This is a genomic window from Nocardia sp. NPDC055165, from assembly GCF_053606985.1.
In genome coordinates, this window is record NZ_JBSGSS010000004.1 from 38,554 (window position 1) to 52,251 (window position 13,698).

Annotated in this window: 16 protein-coding genes; 1 reads left to right on the forward strand and 15 read right to left on the reverse strand. The window is 62.3% G+C overall.

What is annotated here, in order from left to right; genetic code table 11:
• Window positions 1-2: 2 nt before the first annotated feature.
• From ACWFRF_RS09595 to ACWFRF_RS09615, 5 genes are all read right to left on the reverse strand, one after another.
• Window positions 3-1,640 (reverse strand): hypothetical protein, encoded by a 1,638-nt coding sequence (locus ACWFRF_RS09595; protein ID WP_452449545.1) that lies wholly within the window; start codon window positions 1,638-1,640, stop codon window positions 3-5.
• Window positions 1,627-3,102: a hypothetical protein gene (locus ACWFRF_RS09600; protein ID WP_452449547.1), complete on the reverse strand. Its 1,476-nt coding sequence runs from the start codon at window positions 3,100-3,102 to the stop codon at window positions 1,627-1,629. The genes ACWFRF_RS09595 and ACWFRF_RS09600 overlap by 14 nt, the downstream gene beginning before the upstream one ends.
• 79 nt (window positions 3,103-3,181) lie before the next feature.
• The gene (locus tag ACWFRF_RS09605; RefSeq protein WP_452449549.1) at window positions 3,182-5,206 is read right to left on the reverse strand and encodes a hypothetical protein; all 2,025 of its coding nucleotides are present in this window, start codon (window positions 5,204-5,206) and stop codon (window positions 3,182-3,184) included.
• Between the two features lie 775 nt (window positions 5,207-5,981).
• A complete protein-coding gene (locus tag ACWFRF_RS09610) occupies window positions 5,982-6,950 on the reverse strand; it encodes a DUF6301 family protein (protein ID WP_452449551.1) in 969 nt (322 codons plus the stop codon).
• 603 nt (window positions 6,951-7,553) lie between these two features.
• Window positions 7,554-7,700: a hypothetical protein gene (locus ACWFRF_RS09615; RefSeq protein WP_379314742.1), complete on the reverse strand. Its 147-nt coding sequence runs from the start codon at window positions 7,698-7,700 to the stop codon at window positions 7,554-7,556.
• A gap of 214 nt (window positions 7,701-7,914) precedes the next feature.
• Between ACWFRF_RS09615 and ACWFRF_RS09620 the strand changes: the two genes are divergently transcribed.
• On the forward strand, window positions 7,915-8,331 hold the full coding sequence (locus ACWFRF_RS09620; protein ID WP_452449552.1) for a hypothetical protein: 417 nt from the start codon (window positions 7,915-7,917) through the stop codon (window positions 8,329-8,331).
• Between the two features lie 18 nt (window positions 8,332-8,349).
• Here ACWFRF_RS09620 and ACWFRF_RS09625 read toward each other — a convergent pair whose 3' ends face one another.
• The 10 genes from ACWFRF_RS09625 to ACWFRF_RS09670 form a co-directional block, all read right to left on the reverse strand.
• Window positions 8,350-8,646, reverse strand: coding sequence for a hypothetical protein (locus tag ACWFRF_RS09625; RefSeq protein ID WP_378989173.1), 297 nt, complete (start codon window positions 8,644-8,646; stop codon window positions 8,350-8,352).
• A gap of 161 nt (window positions 8,647-8,807) precedes the next feature.
• Entirely contained in the window at window positions 8,808-9,152 is a 345-nt protein-coding gene (locus tag ACWFRF_RS09630; protein ID WP_379314739.1) for a hypothetical protein, read from the reverse strand.
• Between the two features lie 35 nt (window positions 9,153-9,187).
• A complete protein-coding gene (locus ACWFRF_RS09635) occupies window positions 9,188-9,349 on the reverse strand; it encodes a hypothetical protein (RefSeq protein WP_452449555.1) in 162 nt (53 codons plus the stop codon).
• A gap of 96 nt (window positions 9,350-9,445) precedes the next feature.
• The gene (locus ACWFRF_RS09640; RefSeq protein WP_378989176.1) at window positions 9,446-10,387 is read right to left on the reverse strand and encodes a hypothetical protein; all 942 of its coding nucleotides are present in this window, start codon (window positions 10,385-10,387) and stop codon (window positions 9,446-9,448) included.
• A gap of 93 nt (window positions 10,388-10,480) precedes the next feature.
• Window positions 10,481-10,921 (reverse strand): hypothetical protein, encoded by a 441-nt coding sequence (locus tag ACWFRF_RS09645; RefSeq protein WP_378989177.1) that lies wholly within the window; start codon window positions 10,919-10,921, stop codon window positions 10,481-10,483.
• A complete protein-coding gene (locus ACWFRF_RS09650) occupies window positions 10,918-11,058 on the reverse strand; it encodes a hypothetical protein (protein WP_378870702.1) in 141 nt (46 codons plus the stop codon). Before ACWFRF_RS09650 ends, ACWFRF_RS09645 begins: the two co-directional genes overlap by 4 nt.
• Window positions 11,059-11,233: 175 nt before the next feature.
• Window positions 11,234-12,010, reverse strand: coding sequence for a peptidoglycan recognition protein family protein (locus tag ACWFRF_RS09655; RefSeq protein ID WP_452449557.1), 777 nt, complete (start codon window positions 12,008-12,010; stop codon window positions 11,234-11,236).
• Between the two features lie 228 nt (window positions 12,011-12,238).
• Complete coding sequence (locus ACWFRF_RS09660; protein WP_063005185.1) at window positions 12,239-12,493, reverse strand: hypothetical protein; 255 nt, start codon at window positions 12,491-12,493, stop codon at window positions 12,239-12,241.
• Between the two features lie 19 nt (window positions 12,494-12,512).
• Window positions 12,513-12,743: a hypothetical protein gene (locus ACWFRF_RS09665; RefSeq protein WP_452449560.1), complete on the reverse strand. Its 231-nt coding sequence runs from the start codon at window positions 12,741-12,743 to the stop codon at window positions 12,513-12,515.
• A 32-nt stretch (window positions 12,744-12,775) separates the two neighbouring features.
• Complete coding sequence (locus ACWFRF_RS09670) at window positions 12,776-13,543, reverse strand: alpha/beta fold hydrolase (protein ID WP_452449562.1); 768 nt, start codon at window positions 13,541-13,543, stop codon at window positions 12,776-12,778.
• Window positions 13,544-13,698 lie beyond the last annotated feature (155 nt).

Sequence of the window (13,698 nt, forward strand, 5' to 3'; positions counted from 1 at the left end):
GGCTACCGCCGTCCGGCCGCGTAGGTGATATCTCGCTGCGCGGCCACGGCTTTCGCGCGCAGGTAGGCGCCGTCGTGCTGGGTCGTCGTGAGGTTGATCGTGGTTGACCGATCGAATCGGTGTGTGGTCGCCACAGCGGGTAGCGCCTGCGCCGGTTTGACACGCGAAAGGCCCAGCGAGGCAACAACTTGCGCATCCCGACCGCCGATATTGAGGGTGTCTTTGTTGATCGATTCCAACAGCGGCCCGTAGCGCGCCGTCGCCGCGGCGTTGACCACGAACTCGCCATTGGACGCCAGCACCGGCACCCGGTCCTCGCGCGGTCCACCTGGGCCACGCACCACGCCGCCATCGGCCATCCGTACCGACGCCGCCCACGACGTCATCGCCCCACCGAGCCCAGCCAGGCTGAGCGTCGCGCCACCGAGCCAACCGGGGAGGCTGAACTCGATCTTGGCGACCACCGAACCGATCGCGGCAACAATCTCCGCCACCTGGTTGACCACCCCACTGAACAGGCCCCCGATCCCGCTACCCAACTTGCCGAGCGCGTCTTTCACCTCGTCGATCACCGTGGTGAACGGCGCTAGGCAGGCGGCGAACACCTTCTTGAAGTAGTCGCCGACTGGCTCGAGCACGTTCTTCTTCACCGTGTCGAAGGCCTTCTTCACGGAGTCCCAGTGCTCGATCAGCAGCCCGATCACGACAATCGCGATCTCGATCGCCGCGACGATCTTGCCGATTACCGATTTGCCGACGGCCTTGTTCAGCTTGCCCTGGGACTTGTCCCACTTGTTCGTCGCGCCTTCGACGTTCTTCTGCGCACCCGCTGAGTCCTTGTGCGCCTTGGCGAGATCGTCGAAACCCTTCGACGACTTGTCAACGTTCGTGGTCATCTTCTGGCTGGTCGCCGCGTGGGTGCCGAGGTTCTTGACGTCGCCGCGCAGCGCAGAAGTTCGATCCTTGAGCGCCTTGGTCTCATCGGTGATCGGTTTCGCGTCACCCGCATTCGACCTGCCCGGCGACGCCTTATCCTTCGCCGTGTCTCTGACCTGCGAGAATGCGTCCGACAGATTCGCCGGATCAGCCATTCCGGCGAGATAGTCCTTGCCCTGTGCGAGGGCGGCGCCACCCAGCCCGCCCAGCGCGGCTTTGGGGTCGGCGCCGGCCTGGCGCCAGTCGACTCCTGACGCCATCGCGCCCATCGCCAGACCGCCGGCCAGGCCGGCGCCGCCGCGCACCTTCGAGCCGAGCCCGCCCCGAGGTCTGCCCTGAGGCCTCGATGGCCTGCGCGGCTTGACCGACCGGATCGGCGGTGTAGCGATTGGTCGCACACCTCTCGGCGGTTCGGCCGGAGCCGGGCGGTGCTCTTTCTCGTCTCGTACTGGTGCGTCGTGCCTTTCGATGCTCGGCTGGCCGCCCCGTGGATGATCGGAGTGAGCCACATCGGCTTTCGACGACTCCCCCGAACCCTTCCCATCGGACTTGGCCGCGCCGCCTTTACCCTTGTCGCCGGCATCGAGTGGATCGCTCGCGGCCAGCGCCGCGCGCAATGCGGCGTCGAACTGCGCGTCGCCTTTACTGCTCATCGTTCTAACCACTCCCTGAGGTGTCTGAAAGGTTGGGCTAGCGCGACCCACCCGCGTAGGTGAGCGCGCGTTGCGCGTGCACGGCGCGCGATCGCGCGAAGCTGGTGTCGGTCCCGCGGTTGAGCGCGATGGTGGTCGAATGGTCGATCGCGCGAACTGTCGCGCCGGTCCGCCGCACGCCGCGCAGTGGGGCGATATGCGGGCTCTTGCTCAGCGCTGACCGGCCGGCGTCGGTACCTGCTACCCGCAGGTGATCACTGTCGACCGCAGCCATCACCGCTCGCTTCGGGCCCCCGGCGTCAACAACGATCTCATCGGTCGAGCTGGCCGGCGACTTGGCGCGGCTCGCCCCAACAAGACCACCGTCCGCCATATGCGCCTGCGCCCACTGGGACATGGCATCGGCGATGCCGCCTACACCTGGGAACCACCGAAACTCACCGAGAAGACTGGCGACCTTGTCAACGACCACGGCGACGTAATGAACCATTTTCTGGAACACCCCGCCCACGGTCGAACACAGCGCCTTGAACGCGCCGGAGACAGCCGTGCTGATGTGGGTGAACGGCTTGAGGACCTCGCCGAACTGATCCCGGAAGAACTCACCGACCGGATCGAGCACCTTCTCCTTGACGACACTGAACGCCGCCTTGATCTCGTCCCAGTGCTCGACGATGAGCGTGATCGCGAGAATCGCGGCACCCAGGGCGAGGGTGAACCAGCCGACCGGCGACGCGTTCCACACCAGGTTCAACGCGGTCTGCGCCACCGACCACAGCTTGGAAGCGCCGCCGATGATCTTCTGCACGGTTGACGCGGTGCGAATCGCCTTCGTCAGCTTCTTGAGGTTCTTGGCGACGCCGCCGACCTTGCCGACCACCTTCTTGCCGGCGCCCGTGTGATCTTTGATGGCCGCGAGGCTGTCCTTGAACGCACCGCCGAGGTTCTTGAGGGCGGTCGCCTCATCCTTGAGCCCTTTGGTGTCGACCTTGCCGCCCTTGGATTTGCTTCCCTTCGGGCCTCCAGGTTTACCCCCCGCCGAGGCTTTAGTAGGTGGACGTTTCGCCAGGTCAACCGGCTTGCTCCTATTCGGTGGTGCCGCGGTCTTTTTCGGACCCGCTGCCGCCGGCCTCTGGCTTGTGGCGGCCTGCTTCCAGTCGACACCGGGCTTCGCGCGCGGACCACCTCCGTGTGGTGGCATCGGCGGAGCGCCACGCATCGGCTTGTCGGTCTTACTCGGCTGAATCGCCTTCTTTGGTGGCCGAGCTGTGGGGCGTGTGCCCTTCGGGTAATCATCGGCCTTGGGCGGCTTCGGCTGCCGCCGTGCGGGTTTGGATGCGGAAGGCCGGTGCGAACGGCTCCTGCTCTTGCTCGGCTTCTTATTATCCTCCGCCGCAACCTTTTTCGGCCTCTGGTCCGTTGAATCGTTGAGCCCGTCCAAAGAGACCGGATGGATCTCGATGTCGAAGCCGGCCAACGGGTCCGGAACACCCTCCGGTTTCGGATCACTCATCGTTTCCAACCTTCCGATCTCTCGTGGATTTCCGCTGTCTACTTGTCAATACCGAGTCAGCCGAACAGCAGTCGCCTGGCTACACGCCAACCGGGCTGAACCGCGCATCCTGCACGGCCTGCAACATCCGAATTTGCGTGAACGCCGCGTCGACATCAGCGACCCGCACATCAAACGTGCGCGGACCAGGCCCGCTATCGATACGAGGCAACGCACCGTCGTGCAGGAACGGCGGCCGATACGCGTACCCGATCTTGCGTTCCTCAGCCTGGGCGGCACGCAACACCGACCGATCGATCACGGCCATCACCTCGATACCGGATGCCCTACGCGGCGCGGGCCCGTTTTGCCCACCCACCAAGCCACCATCGGCCATCCGCTCGGAAGCCCATGCAACCATCGCATCACCGAAACTCTTCAACCCGAACGACTTATTGACCGGGAATCCGATATTGATCTCGAGCCGCTGGAAAATCTGACCGATCGCCTTCACAATCCCCACGACCGTCGACCGCACCGCACCAACCGCGGTACCGACAACCCCGCCCATCCCATTGAACCCAGCCATCACCGCGTCAAAAGCCAAGCGGTACGGCGTAATATAAACCTTGAACGCCGCCATAAAGAACTCGGACACCGGCGTCAAAACATTCTTCAACACCCAATCGAACGCAGCCCGAATCTGATCCCAATGCTCCACAATCAATTGAATAATCGGCACCGCCGCCGAAATAGCCGCAGCCACCGTCCCCACCGGCGAGAACAACATCGCAATATTCAGCAGCTCTTGCGCAAATGCCCAGTCATTGGAGATCTCATCAATAATCTTCTGCGCCCCCGCCGAATCAATAACGTCGGTCACAAACCCCGACACCGCCGCGACAGCACCCCCGACCATCACCGCCAAATCATTCAGACCATTCTGAACGTAGCTAGTAAATGAACTCGCCATTCGCGAAAACTCGGCAATAGTCGACTTCAAACCTGACAAAATTCCATCAACGAATTGGCCAGAATTCGACGACGGAGCGTCGTCTTCAGGTTGGACAACTCCGTCACCGGGCGACTGTCCTGTGTAAGGTGTTGCTACCGCAACTTGAACTACTTCCGAGCTAGGTTTGGGCGAGTCACGTAGGGCATAGCCAACGCCTGCGATACCTCCCAAACCACCCAGGGCCAATCCGGCGAAAGTATTGGCACTTACAGTAGTCGAACTACGAGACTTTTTAGGTGGAACCGCTGGTCTTGGCTCCCTTACGTCTCCGCGCGGCGGCCTGAAGAACCCAACCGGGTCGTCGCCGATATCAAACCTGGACCATTTCAACCTTCCTAATACCTTGAAGCCACGTACGCGCTCACGCCTATAAGGAGATTCTGCCAAGTAATATTCAACATTCGCCTCCTTTCGCCACAGCGACACCAGAATATGCGAAAGCTCTGGGTCGTTGGCTAATACTCTTTGGAATTTATAGTCTTGCGCGAGCTTGTACTCAAGGTACAGCCTGGAACCTTGTTTAACATAATGCCATTGGTTTGCCTCATCACGAACCCAGGCAAAATCAGTCTTTCCCGAGCCACCTTTAGCCTCGACCACAATTAAGCGGCCGTCCAATACGGCGACCAGATCGAGAGTGTTGGCTCCCTCGCCTTCATAGATGATCCGCGCACCCATTTGCTTCAACCGCAAGCGCGCGAACTTCATCCCCACCTCTTCGCCAAGACGTTGAGGAAATCGATTCGGGCCAGTATCTCGATACTGAAGATACTGCGTGGTTAGGCTGATCAATTGATCGATTTGACCAAGTTTTCTGATATTTGCCGCATTCTTTGTGAGTTGATCACGCAGAAGCACTTCAAGAGATTCGCGATCCCTGGGAATAGGGTACGTCAGGCCAGTAATCTGAGAGAGGACAGCTACGATGCTTTTCTTGTAGTCCGCTCTATTCAGGTCTTTGAACGTAGACGGTACTTCCTCCGCTGGATTTCTCAAGCCGGCGTGGAGGCGCGCAATCTGATCGTCGATACGGCTTGGAAGTTGTGCCCTTGTTCTTCTATTCGATTCGGTTCTCGTACGAACATAGTTGTTGACATCATCTTCGAACACGCTCGGGACGTCAAATGACGATTCCGGAATGGCTTTTGATACGCCGCCAGGGTGGGTACACAGATTCGCCGATTCCTGACTTATATGACAACTACATCTATTTACGCTGGTCACACCGGTGCTCCTATAGTTAATATCTTAGAGAAACCCGCGGTGAATAGATCCGCTACACCCAAAGACGATCTCCTACAGCGCACAGAATCTTGCCCCTGAGGCAGGCTGAATTCTCGTCGTCAAATAGAACCTGAGCTGGGCGATGGGAGGTTTCTAGTCATTCAGAATCATGACTCGGTTGCCCAATTGGCGATCAACCGCGTTTAAATCGGAGTCGCGGTCGCAAAAGTCACTAGGATGGACATATTCTCCGGTGGGCGAAAGCTAGCTGATGGGATTGACTCAAGAATCGAGCAGTATATTCACATCGGATCGAAGCATTGTCGCCGTTTGGTCAGTGGTGCGCAAGACGTCTTCGAAGATGGCACTGAGCCGAGCTCAGTACACCAATGAGCGAGGCCCTATTGTTTGATAGATGTGACAAATAGGCTGCTCGGGAAAATTTGACAGTGCCACACGCCGACTCAGCCGCTGTTACCCCGCCTGGTACGAAGACTCATCGTCCTGGCACGAATCGCAGTTCCTCGCGCCACGCCAAGCCAGCCAAGGCCAGCCAGCTATTCTGCGTTTATGATCGCAAAGGCGCCAGGCGTTCGCACCGACTAGCGCTGGGAGGTCACGGTCCAGGGCATAGTATTTCTATGCATCCATTCATAGGGCATCACTCAACGAGTTGGGCGATCGCGCTCACATCTGGCGTATTGGCGTCGTAGTCAGCCCAGACGTCGAAGTGAACATCCTCCGGCGACGCGGCTTTGTTTTGCCGACGAAGTGCCATTACTGCAATTTTTGCCATCGACAGATATTCGATTTGCTTTGCAGGCCATTCGACAGACCGCTTCCATTGTTCGCCACCCTCGACCGCATAGAATTCCCAACCGGCAGGATCTCCGAGACACTCACGATCCAAGGAAGCGGAGGAAGACGCAGGTGGATGCGTGATCGAGATTGAACTTTGTCCATACTCCATCTGGAATTGGACATAACCGTTTTCGCATGTTCGCAACCTGATGCAGCTGGTTAGCTTCATCGCACGAAGAGTAGTTAGAAGATTCTCTTCAAATTCCAACCATGATCTCGGCTCGCAGTTCCCTGAGCGCGGACCATCCACAGTATCGACGCCCACTTCAAATATGTCAGACTGCGAATCGCGCCATCGTTGATAGGCCGGATTCACGAGGTCCACGGAAACACCAGAATCTGATGTCGCGAGACGAATCACAAGGCTGGGACGCTCCCATCGCAGACTCGCAAATTGCCCCGGCCTGAAATCATCCGGAGAACCGAACTCAAGGCGAAGGCGGTTTGAAATCTCAACGAACAAATCAGTTAACTCGGCCGAGTTTTCGCCGTTTTCGTATAGCTCAGGGTCCACCAAGGCGATCGAGATCTGTGCCAGATCTCGAGAAGGATCCACGTGATCAGGCGAAGCCAATGGTAGCCACTCCACTAGCGCAAGCGGGAACTCCTGACCTGGAACGGCACATAACACCGAGAAGTTCTCAGTGGAATACTTGGGCTGCCAGCCAGCCAATCGATAGAATTCCTCAGCGTTCTCGGTCGTCCACTGCCAGTCGAAGCCAGCCGCCAATTGGGCGATACTGACGGCAGTTTCGATGTCGGCGTGCATGCTTGGATACTACTTCCTGTCAAGGACGGCCGTTGGCCAAGTCCGACTCAGTCTGGGAGATCGGTCCGGCCGAACCCGCGATGCGTGGCTCCGGTTGTGGACCACGGATGACATGAGTGACCGCCTGCATAGAGCTGCTCCCCGGCGTTGGTTCAAAAACCCTGAACACCGACAAGGGCTACGACGACAGCGCGGGATCACTCGATACACCCCTGGCAAGGAACCCGAGACAAGTCACCGCAGGTCGGTGAATCGTGGAACAGAGAATCGCCCCGCTTCACCAGTCCGGCGCTTGGCGATCCAGTGGAACGCCGCAGCGACATCCACTACGTTTTGATGAATATTGCTGTGGCACTCGTCCGTTGGCAATGGCTCAGCGATCAAGCCCGACAGGAACTCGGGGCGTCGCGGCCGACAGACAGGGGTGTATCCGTGAGTGGCTCGCCCGACGTCAATTACCCGTCGGGGCGCCCGTGTAGTCAACCGTCAGTGCGGACCTACCCGCAGGGGGTTTGAAGATGTCGACGATGCTGTTCATGACAGCTAGGCGACGTTCCTCGCGGGCGGTGTCGAGCGCCGTTTGTGGACGCGGCATCGGCCTAATCACAGGCGGTCGGTGCCGGTCGCCGCGATGACGGCGGCTTGAACGCCTTGCAGCCCATTGATGATCGACAGCAGCAGGTAAGTGCCGAGGTGTAGCCCTCCAGATGTCGACGACTCTTCGACATCGGGATCGTCGTCAGATTTCATCGACACATCACTGTCTGCGTGCCGCGGTGAGCCCATGGAACCTGGGCGGGGCGGCGTGGACGATCGCTCGACTGAATCATCAGCATCACAACGAAACTGGCTGGTAGCGAGGATAATTCACAGTAAACGTGATGAGCCCCACAATTGATCGGCGTTGTTGTGTCGGCGCGGCCGTATCAGCTTAAGCTTCGTGTGCTCTCAAGGCTGAGATGTTTTGGGAGACAACGTGTTTGATGGCTATCTCTCTGGGAGTTCGAGAAAATTGAAGAAGTTTATTGCCGCGACCTGTCTTGCGATCGCGGCAACAGCGACGTTCGCCAGTACTGCGCACGCCGCGCCGGCACCTGGATTCGATCCCAGCGCACTCACCAGTAGCCCGGTTCAGGCTGCACCGATCGCGCTGACGCCCGAGCAACGGGCCTACTGCCAGAACATCACCACGAACGGCTTGATCGGCATGGGCCTGGGCGCCATCGGCGGGTTTGTCGCGGGTTCGGCTATCGGAGCATTTCCCGGCGCGATCATCGGCGGGGTGGTCGGTGGCAGTACCGGCAGCAGCGCTCCGATGCCGGACGCGGACGCCAGCGGTCAGCCGCCGGTCGTCAAGTGCTTCTCCGGCGGGGCGTTCTGATCGACCGCTGGCGCGGGACTAGCCGGCGGCCGGTTTGAAGATGTCGACGATGCTGTTCATCGTGGACAGGCGCCGTTCCTCGCGGACTACGTCCATTGCTGTCTGCGGACGCGGCATCGGCTTCACCTGGGGTGGATCCGCGCCGGCTGCCGCGATCACGGCCGCTTGGACGCCCTGCAACCCGTCGATGATCGACAGGAGCAGATACGTGTCGAGCGTGTAGCCCTCCGGGGTCGGTGGCTCTTCGGCGTCGGGATCGGGGTCGGATTCCTCCATGTCGAGCCAGTACTCGGCGAGTTCACGGTCCAACGCCAAGGCCGTCTTGTAGTGCGACCCGCGGGGTAGGCGGTCCTTGAAGCGCCAGATGGTTCGCCAGTCGCGGGTGCGGAACTCGATGGGCCCGAAGCAGTCTCGGACGTCGATGCCGCGCTCGAGTAGGTCGTATTCGAGCGCGGCACCGAACTTGTCCCAGAACTCTACGAGCCCTCGGATCCCCCCGGCAGCTCCATGGCGCCTTCGCCGTAGAAGTGGGCGTACAGATCGTTCTGGAAGGCCACCCATTCGTCGATGGGGCGGTCGGCGAACAGGTCGTCGACCGCCTCGTAGGCCTCGCCCAGCAGGATCTGTAGCTGGTCTTCTTCGTCGTCGGTTTCGGCCAGCAGGCGCGCCTGTCGGCGGGTCAGTGGCTGGATCGCGATGTCGGCGGTCAGGTGGTAGGGGCCGCGTCGCTTGGCTGCGAGTTCACGCTGGATCTCGTAGAAGCGGCCTTCGTCACCGCCGGCGACCTTTGTGGCCGTTGACGTTTTGCGGGGTGCTGCCATCAGGGGATCTCCGGTTTCGTAGTGGTGGAACGTGGTTACTTGGCGGGCTTGGTCGCGGCGACGGCCTGCTTGACGTCTTCGGCGACGCGGTGGCCGAGACCGAACTTGGCGTCACCGAACGCCGAGGCGTCGAAGACCTGGTACTCGTGCGTGCCGTCGGTCATCGTGACCGGGAACTGGGTGGGGATGAAGGACACGGGGTTGCCCCGCTTTCTCTCCGGAAACTGACAAGGAAGTGGCCGCGTGCCGCGACCGGAGAAGCACGGCACGCGACCACGTTTCATGGGCGTCGGTTACGCGACGGTGACGACGCAGTTCACCGAGGCGAGCGCGGTGCCGCCGGTCGGGGTGTACACGATGCCGACGGTGGTGTTGCCCACGGTGGCGTTCGCGGCGGCGGTCACGAAACCGGACGCCGACACGGTGATGTTCGAGCCACCGGCCGGGGTGAAGGCGCAGTTGGCGTTCGGCAGGATGCCGCCGAACTGGTCGGTCACCACGATCGGCGCGGACGTGGTGGTGCCACGGGTCACGCTGATCGGCGCGGGCGTGATCGCCGAGACGGTGTACTTGATGCCGGTCGCGGACAGCAGCTTCTGCCAGCCGGTGCCGCCGAAGCCGTGGGCGACGGCGTAACCGAGGGTGTCGTCCTTGAAGGCGGTGAGGGTGAGCTTCTCGCCCATCAGGTTGGTGGGGGTCCACTGCTCACCGCCCCACTTGGTGACGGCGACCTTCGGCATGATCTTGAAGATGTAGATCGGGCTGGCGTCGGTGCCGTCCTTGCCGATCACGACCGCGGAATAGTAGTTGATCTGCGGGGTCGCGGGCTGCCAGAAGCCGACCTCGCCGTTGGCCGCGGCCTGGGTGGAGGCCAGGTTGGTGTTGCTGGTCAAGGCCAGATTCAGCAGGTTGGTCTGCTGCGGCTCGAACTCGATGGTGGTGATATCGCTGGTGATGTCGTCGCGGACCGGCTGCATCTCGCCGTACGCCTCGATCGGCGATGCCGTCACGGCGCGCGCGAAGTTGACACCGGACTTCTTGTCGATCAGGCCGACCGACTGGTACGACGCGGGCAGCGCGAGCAGGTTGCCGGTGGCGTCGGTCATGCTGCCCGGGGTGACGGGGGTCGAGTTCGGCCACGGGGCCAGGAACACCGCGGCATCCAGCGGCTTGAGCAGCAGCTGGCGCTGGGCGGCCTTCAGCGTGGTCAACGGGGTGGACGAGATGGGAGGCAAGACTTTCTCCATTCATGTGCCCGGTGAAACGGGCTGGACAAGGAAGGGCACCCACGCGATCGAATATGTGCGTGGGTGCCGGTGATATGCCGTCTACTGACGGCGAGCGTCGATGGCGAAGGCGAGCTCGACCATCTGGTGCAGCGGGTCGAGGTCTGGGAATTCGCTCGTCCCGCGGCTGCGACGCAGATTCGGGGCACTGAAACGCGGTTCAGCAGCAGCGATTTCCTCCACGTAATCGACCAGCACGCCGTTGAAGCGTGCGGCCGAGGCGTTCAGAAAGGCATCGCGCACCTGAATCGCCATGGTCTGCGCCTGCTGCCTGCTGCTGTGAAAAACGGCCGCCCGCACCTTCGCCTGGTAGGTGATCGCGTTGTGATCGAGCGTGCCGCCCGTCGTACGAACCCAGATCAGCGGCAGCGTGATTTGGCTCGCCAGCGCAGGCAGGAAACTCACGGTCGGTGCGATAGGTGTGAGCAGCCCGATCATGAACTGCTCGAAGTCCGGGAACTGCCCGGCGTATGGGCTGGTCATGCGACACCGTCGTCGAGTGCCGGGGCGATCTCGACAGCGGCGTGAAGTACGCCCGTCGAGGATTCCGATGGCTCCGACGCGGTGGCTTCCTCAGCGCCGAGCGCGGAACTCGCGGCGAACGTAGTCAATTCCGTCATGGTGATCTCCGGGAGTTGGGAACGGATGCCGCTGGGAATCAACCGCATTCGCGATGTGGCGGTGCGGGCCATCGAGGCGGTCCGTTGTGGGGTCAGAGGCCGAGCAGCGGCAGGACTACCGGCGCGAGCACAATGGCCAGCTCGAGCAGTTCGAGAAGGATGGGAAGCAATGGATTCACCTCCCCTCGGATGCGGGCGTTTCGAGGGCCTTCAGGCGGTCCAGGATGTCGGCGAGGACGTCGACCACGGTCATCCCGTCGAGCTGTTCCCAGCCCGCGAACATGCCCGCATCCCGCTGCCGGCTACCGCACAGCTGCTCGCGGATGTCCTTGACATCGGTGCCGATCGGGCCGCAGAACGCGGTGATGAAATCCTGGATCTGGGTTACTTCGGATGCGCTCATCGGAGCGTCCTCTCCGTCGATGAATGCCTGCACTTCGCGACGGAACTCGTCCATGTCGATGCCGGCGGGGTCGATTTTTCCTTCGTGGGAGTACTCGCGGTGGGCCACGCAGTCCTCGGCGTCGCGGCCGATGCGGGCCAGGATGGCCGCGCAGCCGCGCTTGTAGGCGTCGAGTTGGGCTGGGGTCCAGTCGGTTCCGTCGCCGCGGGAGACGGCTTCGATGCCGATCACGTGGTAGTTGGCGTTGTCGGTGGGCCAGCCGGGCCAGGAGCCGCGGCCCGCGTGCCAGCACACGCCTGCGGCGATCACGCGGAAGGTGCCGTCGCGTTCGAGGACCAGCTGGGCCAGCGGGCCGGGGAGGTCGGCGCGGCCGTCCTGGACGATGCGCCAGTCGTTCTTGCCGCCGCCCGCGGTGTGGTGGCAGAGCACGCCGCGCAGGTCACGGAAGTCGCCGTGGCCCCGGTCGCGCCAGCCCTCGTGTTCGATGACGTCCAGCCCGGCAGCGCGCAGCACATCGGCCAGCCATACCGGGTCGCCTGTCCAGGCCATGGGTATCTCCTTGTGTGAGTGAAGGTTCGGGGTCCCGCCCTCGTGGACGAGGGGAAGCGCCGAGGGCGGGACCTTCGCTCCTGACGCAGCGGCGACGTCTACGACCGCAGACCACCTGCGGGAGACGGGCGCGTCAGGAGCGCGGCATGCGGCGGGCTCGAATCCCGCACCGTATCGAGTGTTCTCCGGGGGCCGACCGCATGCAGTTCGGGAACGGCGGGGTCGCCGTCAGATTTCTTCTTGGAGGGTGGCGGGGATCTTGTAGTCCGCCACCGGGGGCTCCATGCCAGGGACGTGCAGGCGCAGGAAGCCGAGCAGTTCGTCGATGTGTCGCTGCAGTGCGCGGATCAGCCGGATCGCGTCGCGGAATCGGAGGTGATCGTCGGCGGCCTGTTCCTCGAGCGCGACTACCCGCTCACGCAACTTGGCGACTTCACGGGCCTGCCATGCGGTCACCGCGCCGATGACTGTCGCAAGGGCCATACCTGCCGCTTGTACGAGTTCAGGGCTTAACCACGATGCCATCCGGTTCACCCACCGATCCGGTCATCGGGGTAACGGCGGGCCTGATGAGCACGCCCGCGATCAGCGGCGTCGCCAATCCGTACAGGGTGAGCAGTGTTTCGATCCATGCCGTGTCGATCTCGCGACCGAGCAGATAGGCGAGGATACCCGTCACAGCGACGAGCACCGACCGGACCAGCGCGGGCTCTGGGGTTCTGCTGATTCTCATGATGTGTTCCTTCCCACAGGTTTTCGCGGGTCTCAGATGCGCCCTTCGGCGACATCGCGGTTCAGTGCCTGGGCGAGAGCGCGGGCGTGGCCGTATCGGACGTAGTCACTGGTGTGCCTGCCGTCGAACAGGTAGCCGCGGGCATAGGCGATGGCTCCGGTCCAGTGGCTCCAGTTGGACGGTGACCACCAGCGCTGCAGTTGATTTCGGGTGGCGGTGTCGAGCATCCGCTGTGCCCAGCGCACCGCCGAGTTCGCGCTGGCGAAGCTGAAGAAGGCGCTCAGATCCGCGATGGTCCGCAAGGGGTTGCCGGCGGGCAGTGCGGTGATGGGATCGCCTGGCGCCGCGGCCCAATAGGCGGGGATACCGTCGATGGGCCGCTCACCGACAACGCCGTAGCCGCCGGGGTCGGTGTCGCCGAGGTACTTGCCCGCCGGTCTGCGCGGATCGGAGATCAACGCGCAGGCGATCACCTCACGGCCCGGATGCTCACCGCGGCCGATCTCCGCCGCGAGGTCACCGGCAACCGCCGCACCCTGCGAATATCCGGCCAGCACCACAGGGTTCGGCGACCGGTCGACAGCCGCCAGGAGCGCGCGCTTACCTTCGGCAACACTCTCGGCGTAGCTCACCTGCGACCCGTAGTCGGCGGGATACGGGACCATCCGAGGGGTGAACATCGACTTGTTCAGCGCGTCGGTGAAGGCAGCTGTGACGCCGTCGCCGCCAGGATTCCAGGTTCCGCCGACCACGAGTACATCGATCGTGCGGGGCGATCCTTTCGGAGACCACAGTGACATGTTCGTACCTCTCTGGGACGTGAGTGGAGGTCCCGCTCCGACGGAGTGCTCCGCCGGAGCGGGACCGATGCGCCCCTGCGCTGCGACAACGCCTTTCGACCACAGCGAGCTGCGGGAGACGGGCGCGTCAGGGGCGGGCATGCGGCGGGCTCTGA

Bases quoted from the DNA above. Each gene is read 5' to 3' on its own strand.
- ACWFRF_RS09600 (WP_452449547.1), bottom strand. From the start codon at position 3,102: ATGAGTGATCCGAAACCGGAGGGTGTTCCGGACCCGTTGGCCGGCTTC.
- ACWFRF_RS09610 (WP_452449551.1), bottom strand. From the start codon at position 6,950: ATGCACGCCGACATCGAAACTGCCGTCAGTATCGCCCAATTGGCGGCT.
- ACWFRF_RS09615 (WP_379314742.1), bottom strand. From the start codon at position 7,700: ATGAAATCTGACGACGATCCCGATGTCGAAGAGTCGTCGACATCTGGA.
- ACWFRF_RS09630 (WP_379314739.1), bottom strand. From the start codon at position 9,152: ATGGCAGCACCCCGCAAAACGTCAACGGCCACAAAGGTCGCCGGCGGT.
- ACWFRF_RS09645 (WP_378989177.1), bottom strand. From the start codon at position 10,921: ATGACCAGCCCATACGCCGGGCAGTTCCCGGACTTCGAGCAGTTCATG.
- ACWFRF_RS09650 (WP_378870702.1), bottom strand. From the start codon at position 11,058: ATGACGGAATTGACTACGTTCGCCGCGAGTTCCGCGCTCGGCGCTGAG.
- ACWFRF_RS09655 (WP_452449557.1), bottom strand. From the start codon at position 12,010: ATGGCCTGGACAGGCGACCCGGTATGGCTGGCCGATGTGCTGCGCGCT.
- ACWFRF_RS09660 (WP_063005185.1), bottom strand. From the start codon at position 12,493: ATGGCCCTTGCGACAGTCATCGGCGCGGTGACCGCATGGCAGGCCCGT.
- ACWFRF_RS09665 (WP_452449560.1), bottom strand. From the start codon at position 12,743: ATGAGAATCAGCAGAACCCCAGAGCCCGCGCTGGTCCGGTCGGTGCTC.
- ACWFRF_RS09670 (WP_452449562.1), bottom strand. From the start codon at position 13,543: ATGTCACTGTGGTCTCCGAAAGGATCGCCCCGCACGATCGATGTACTC.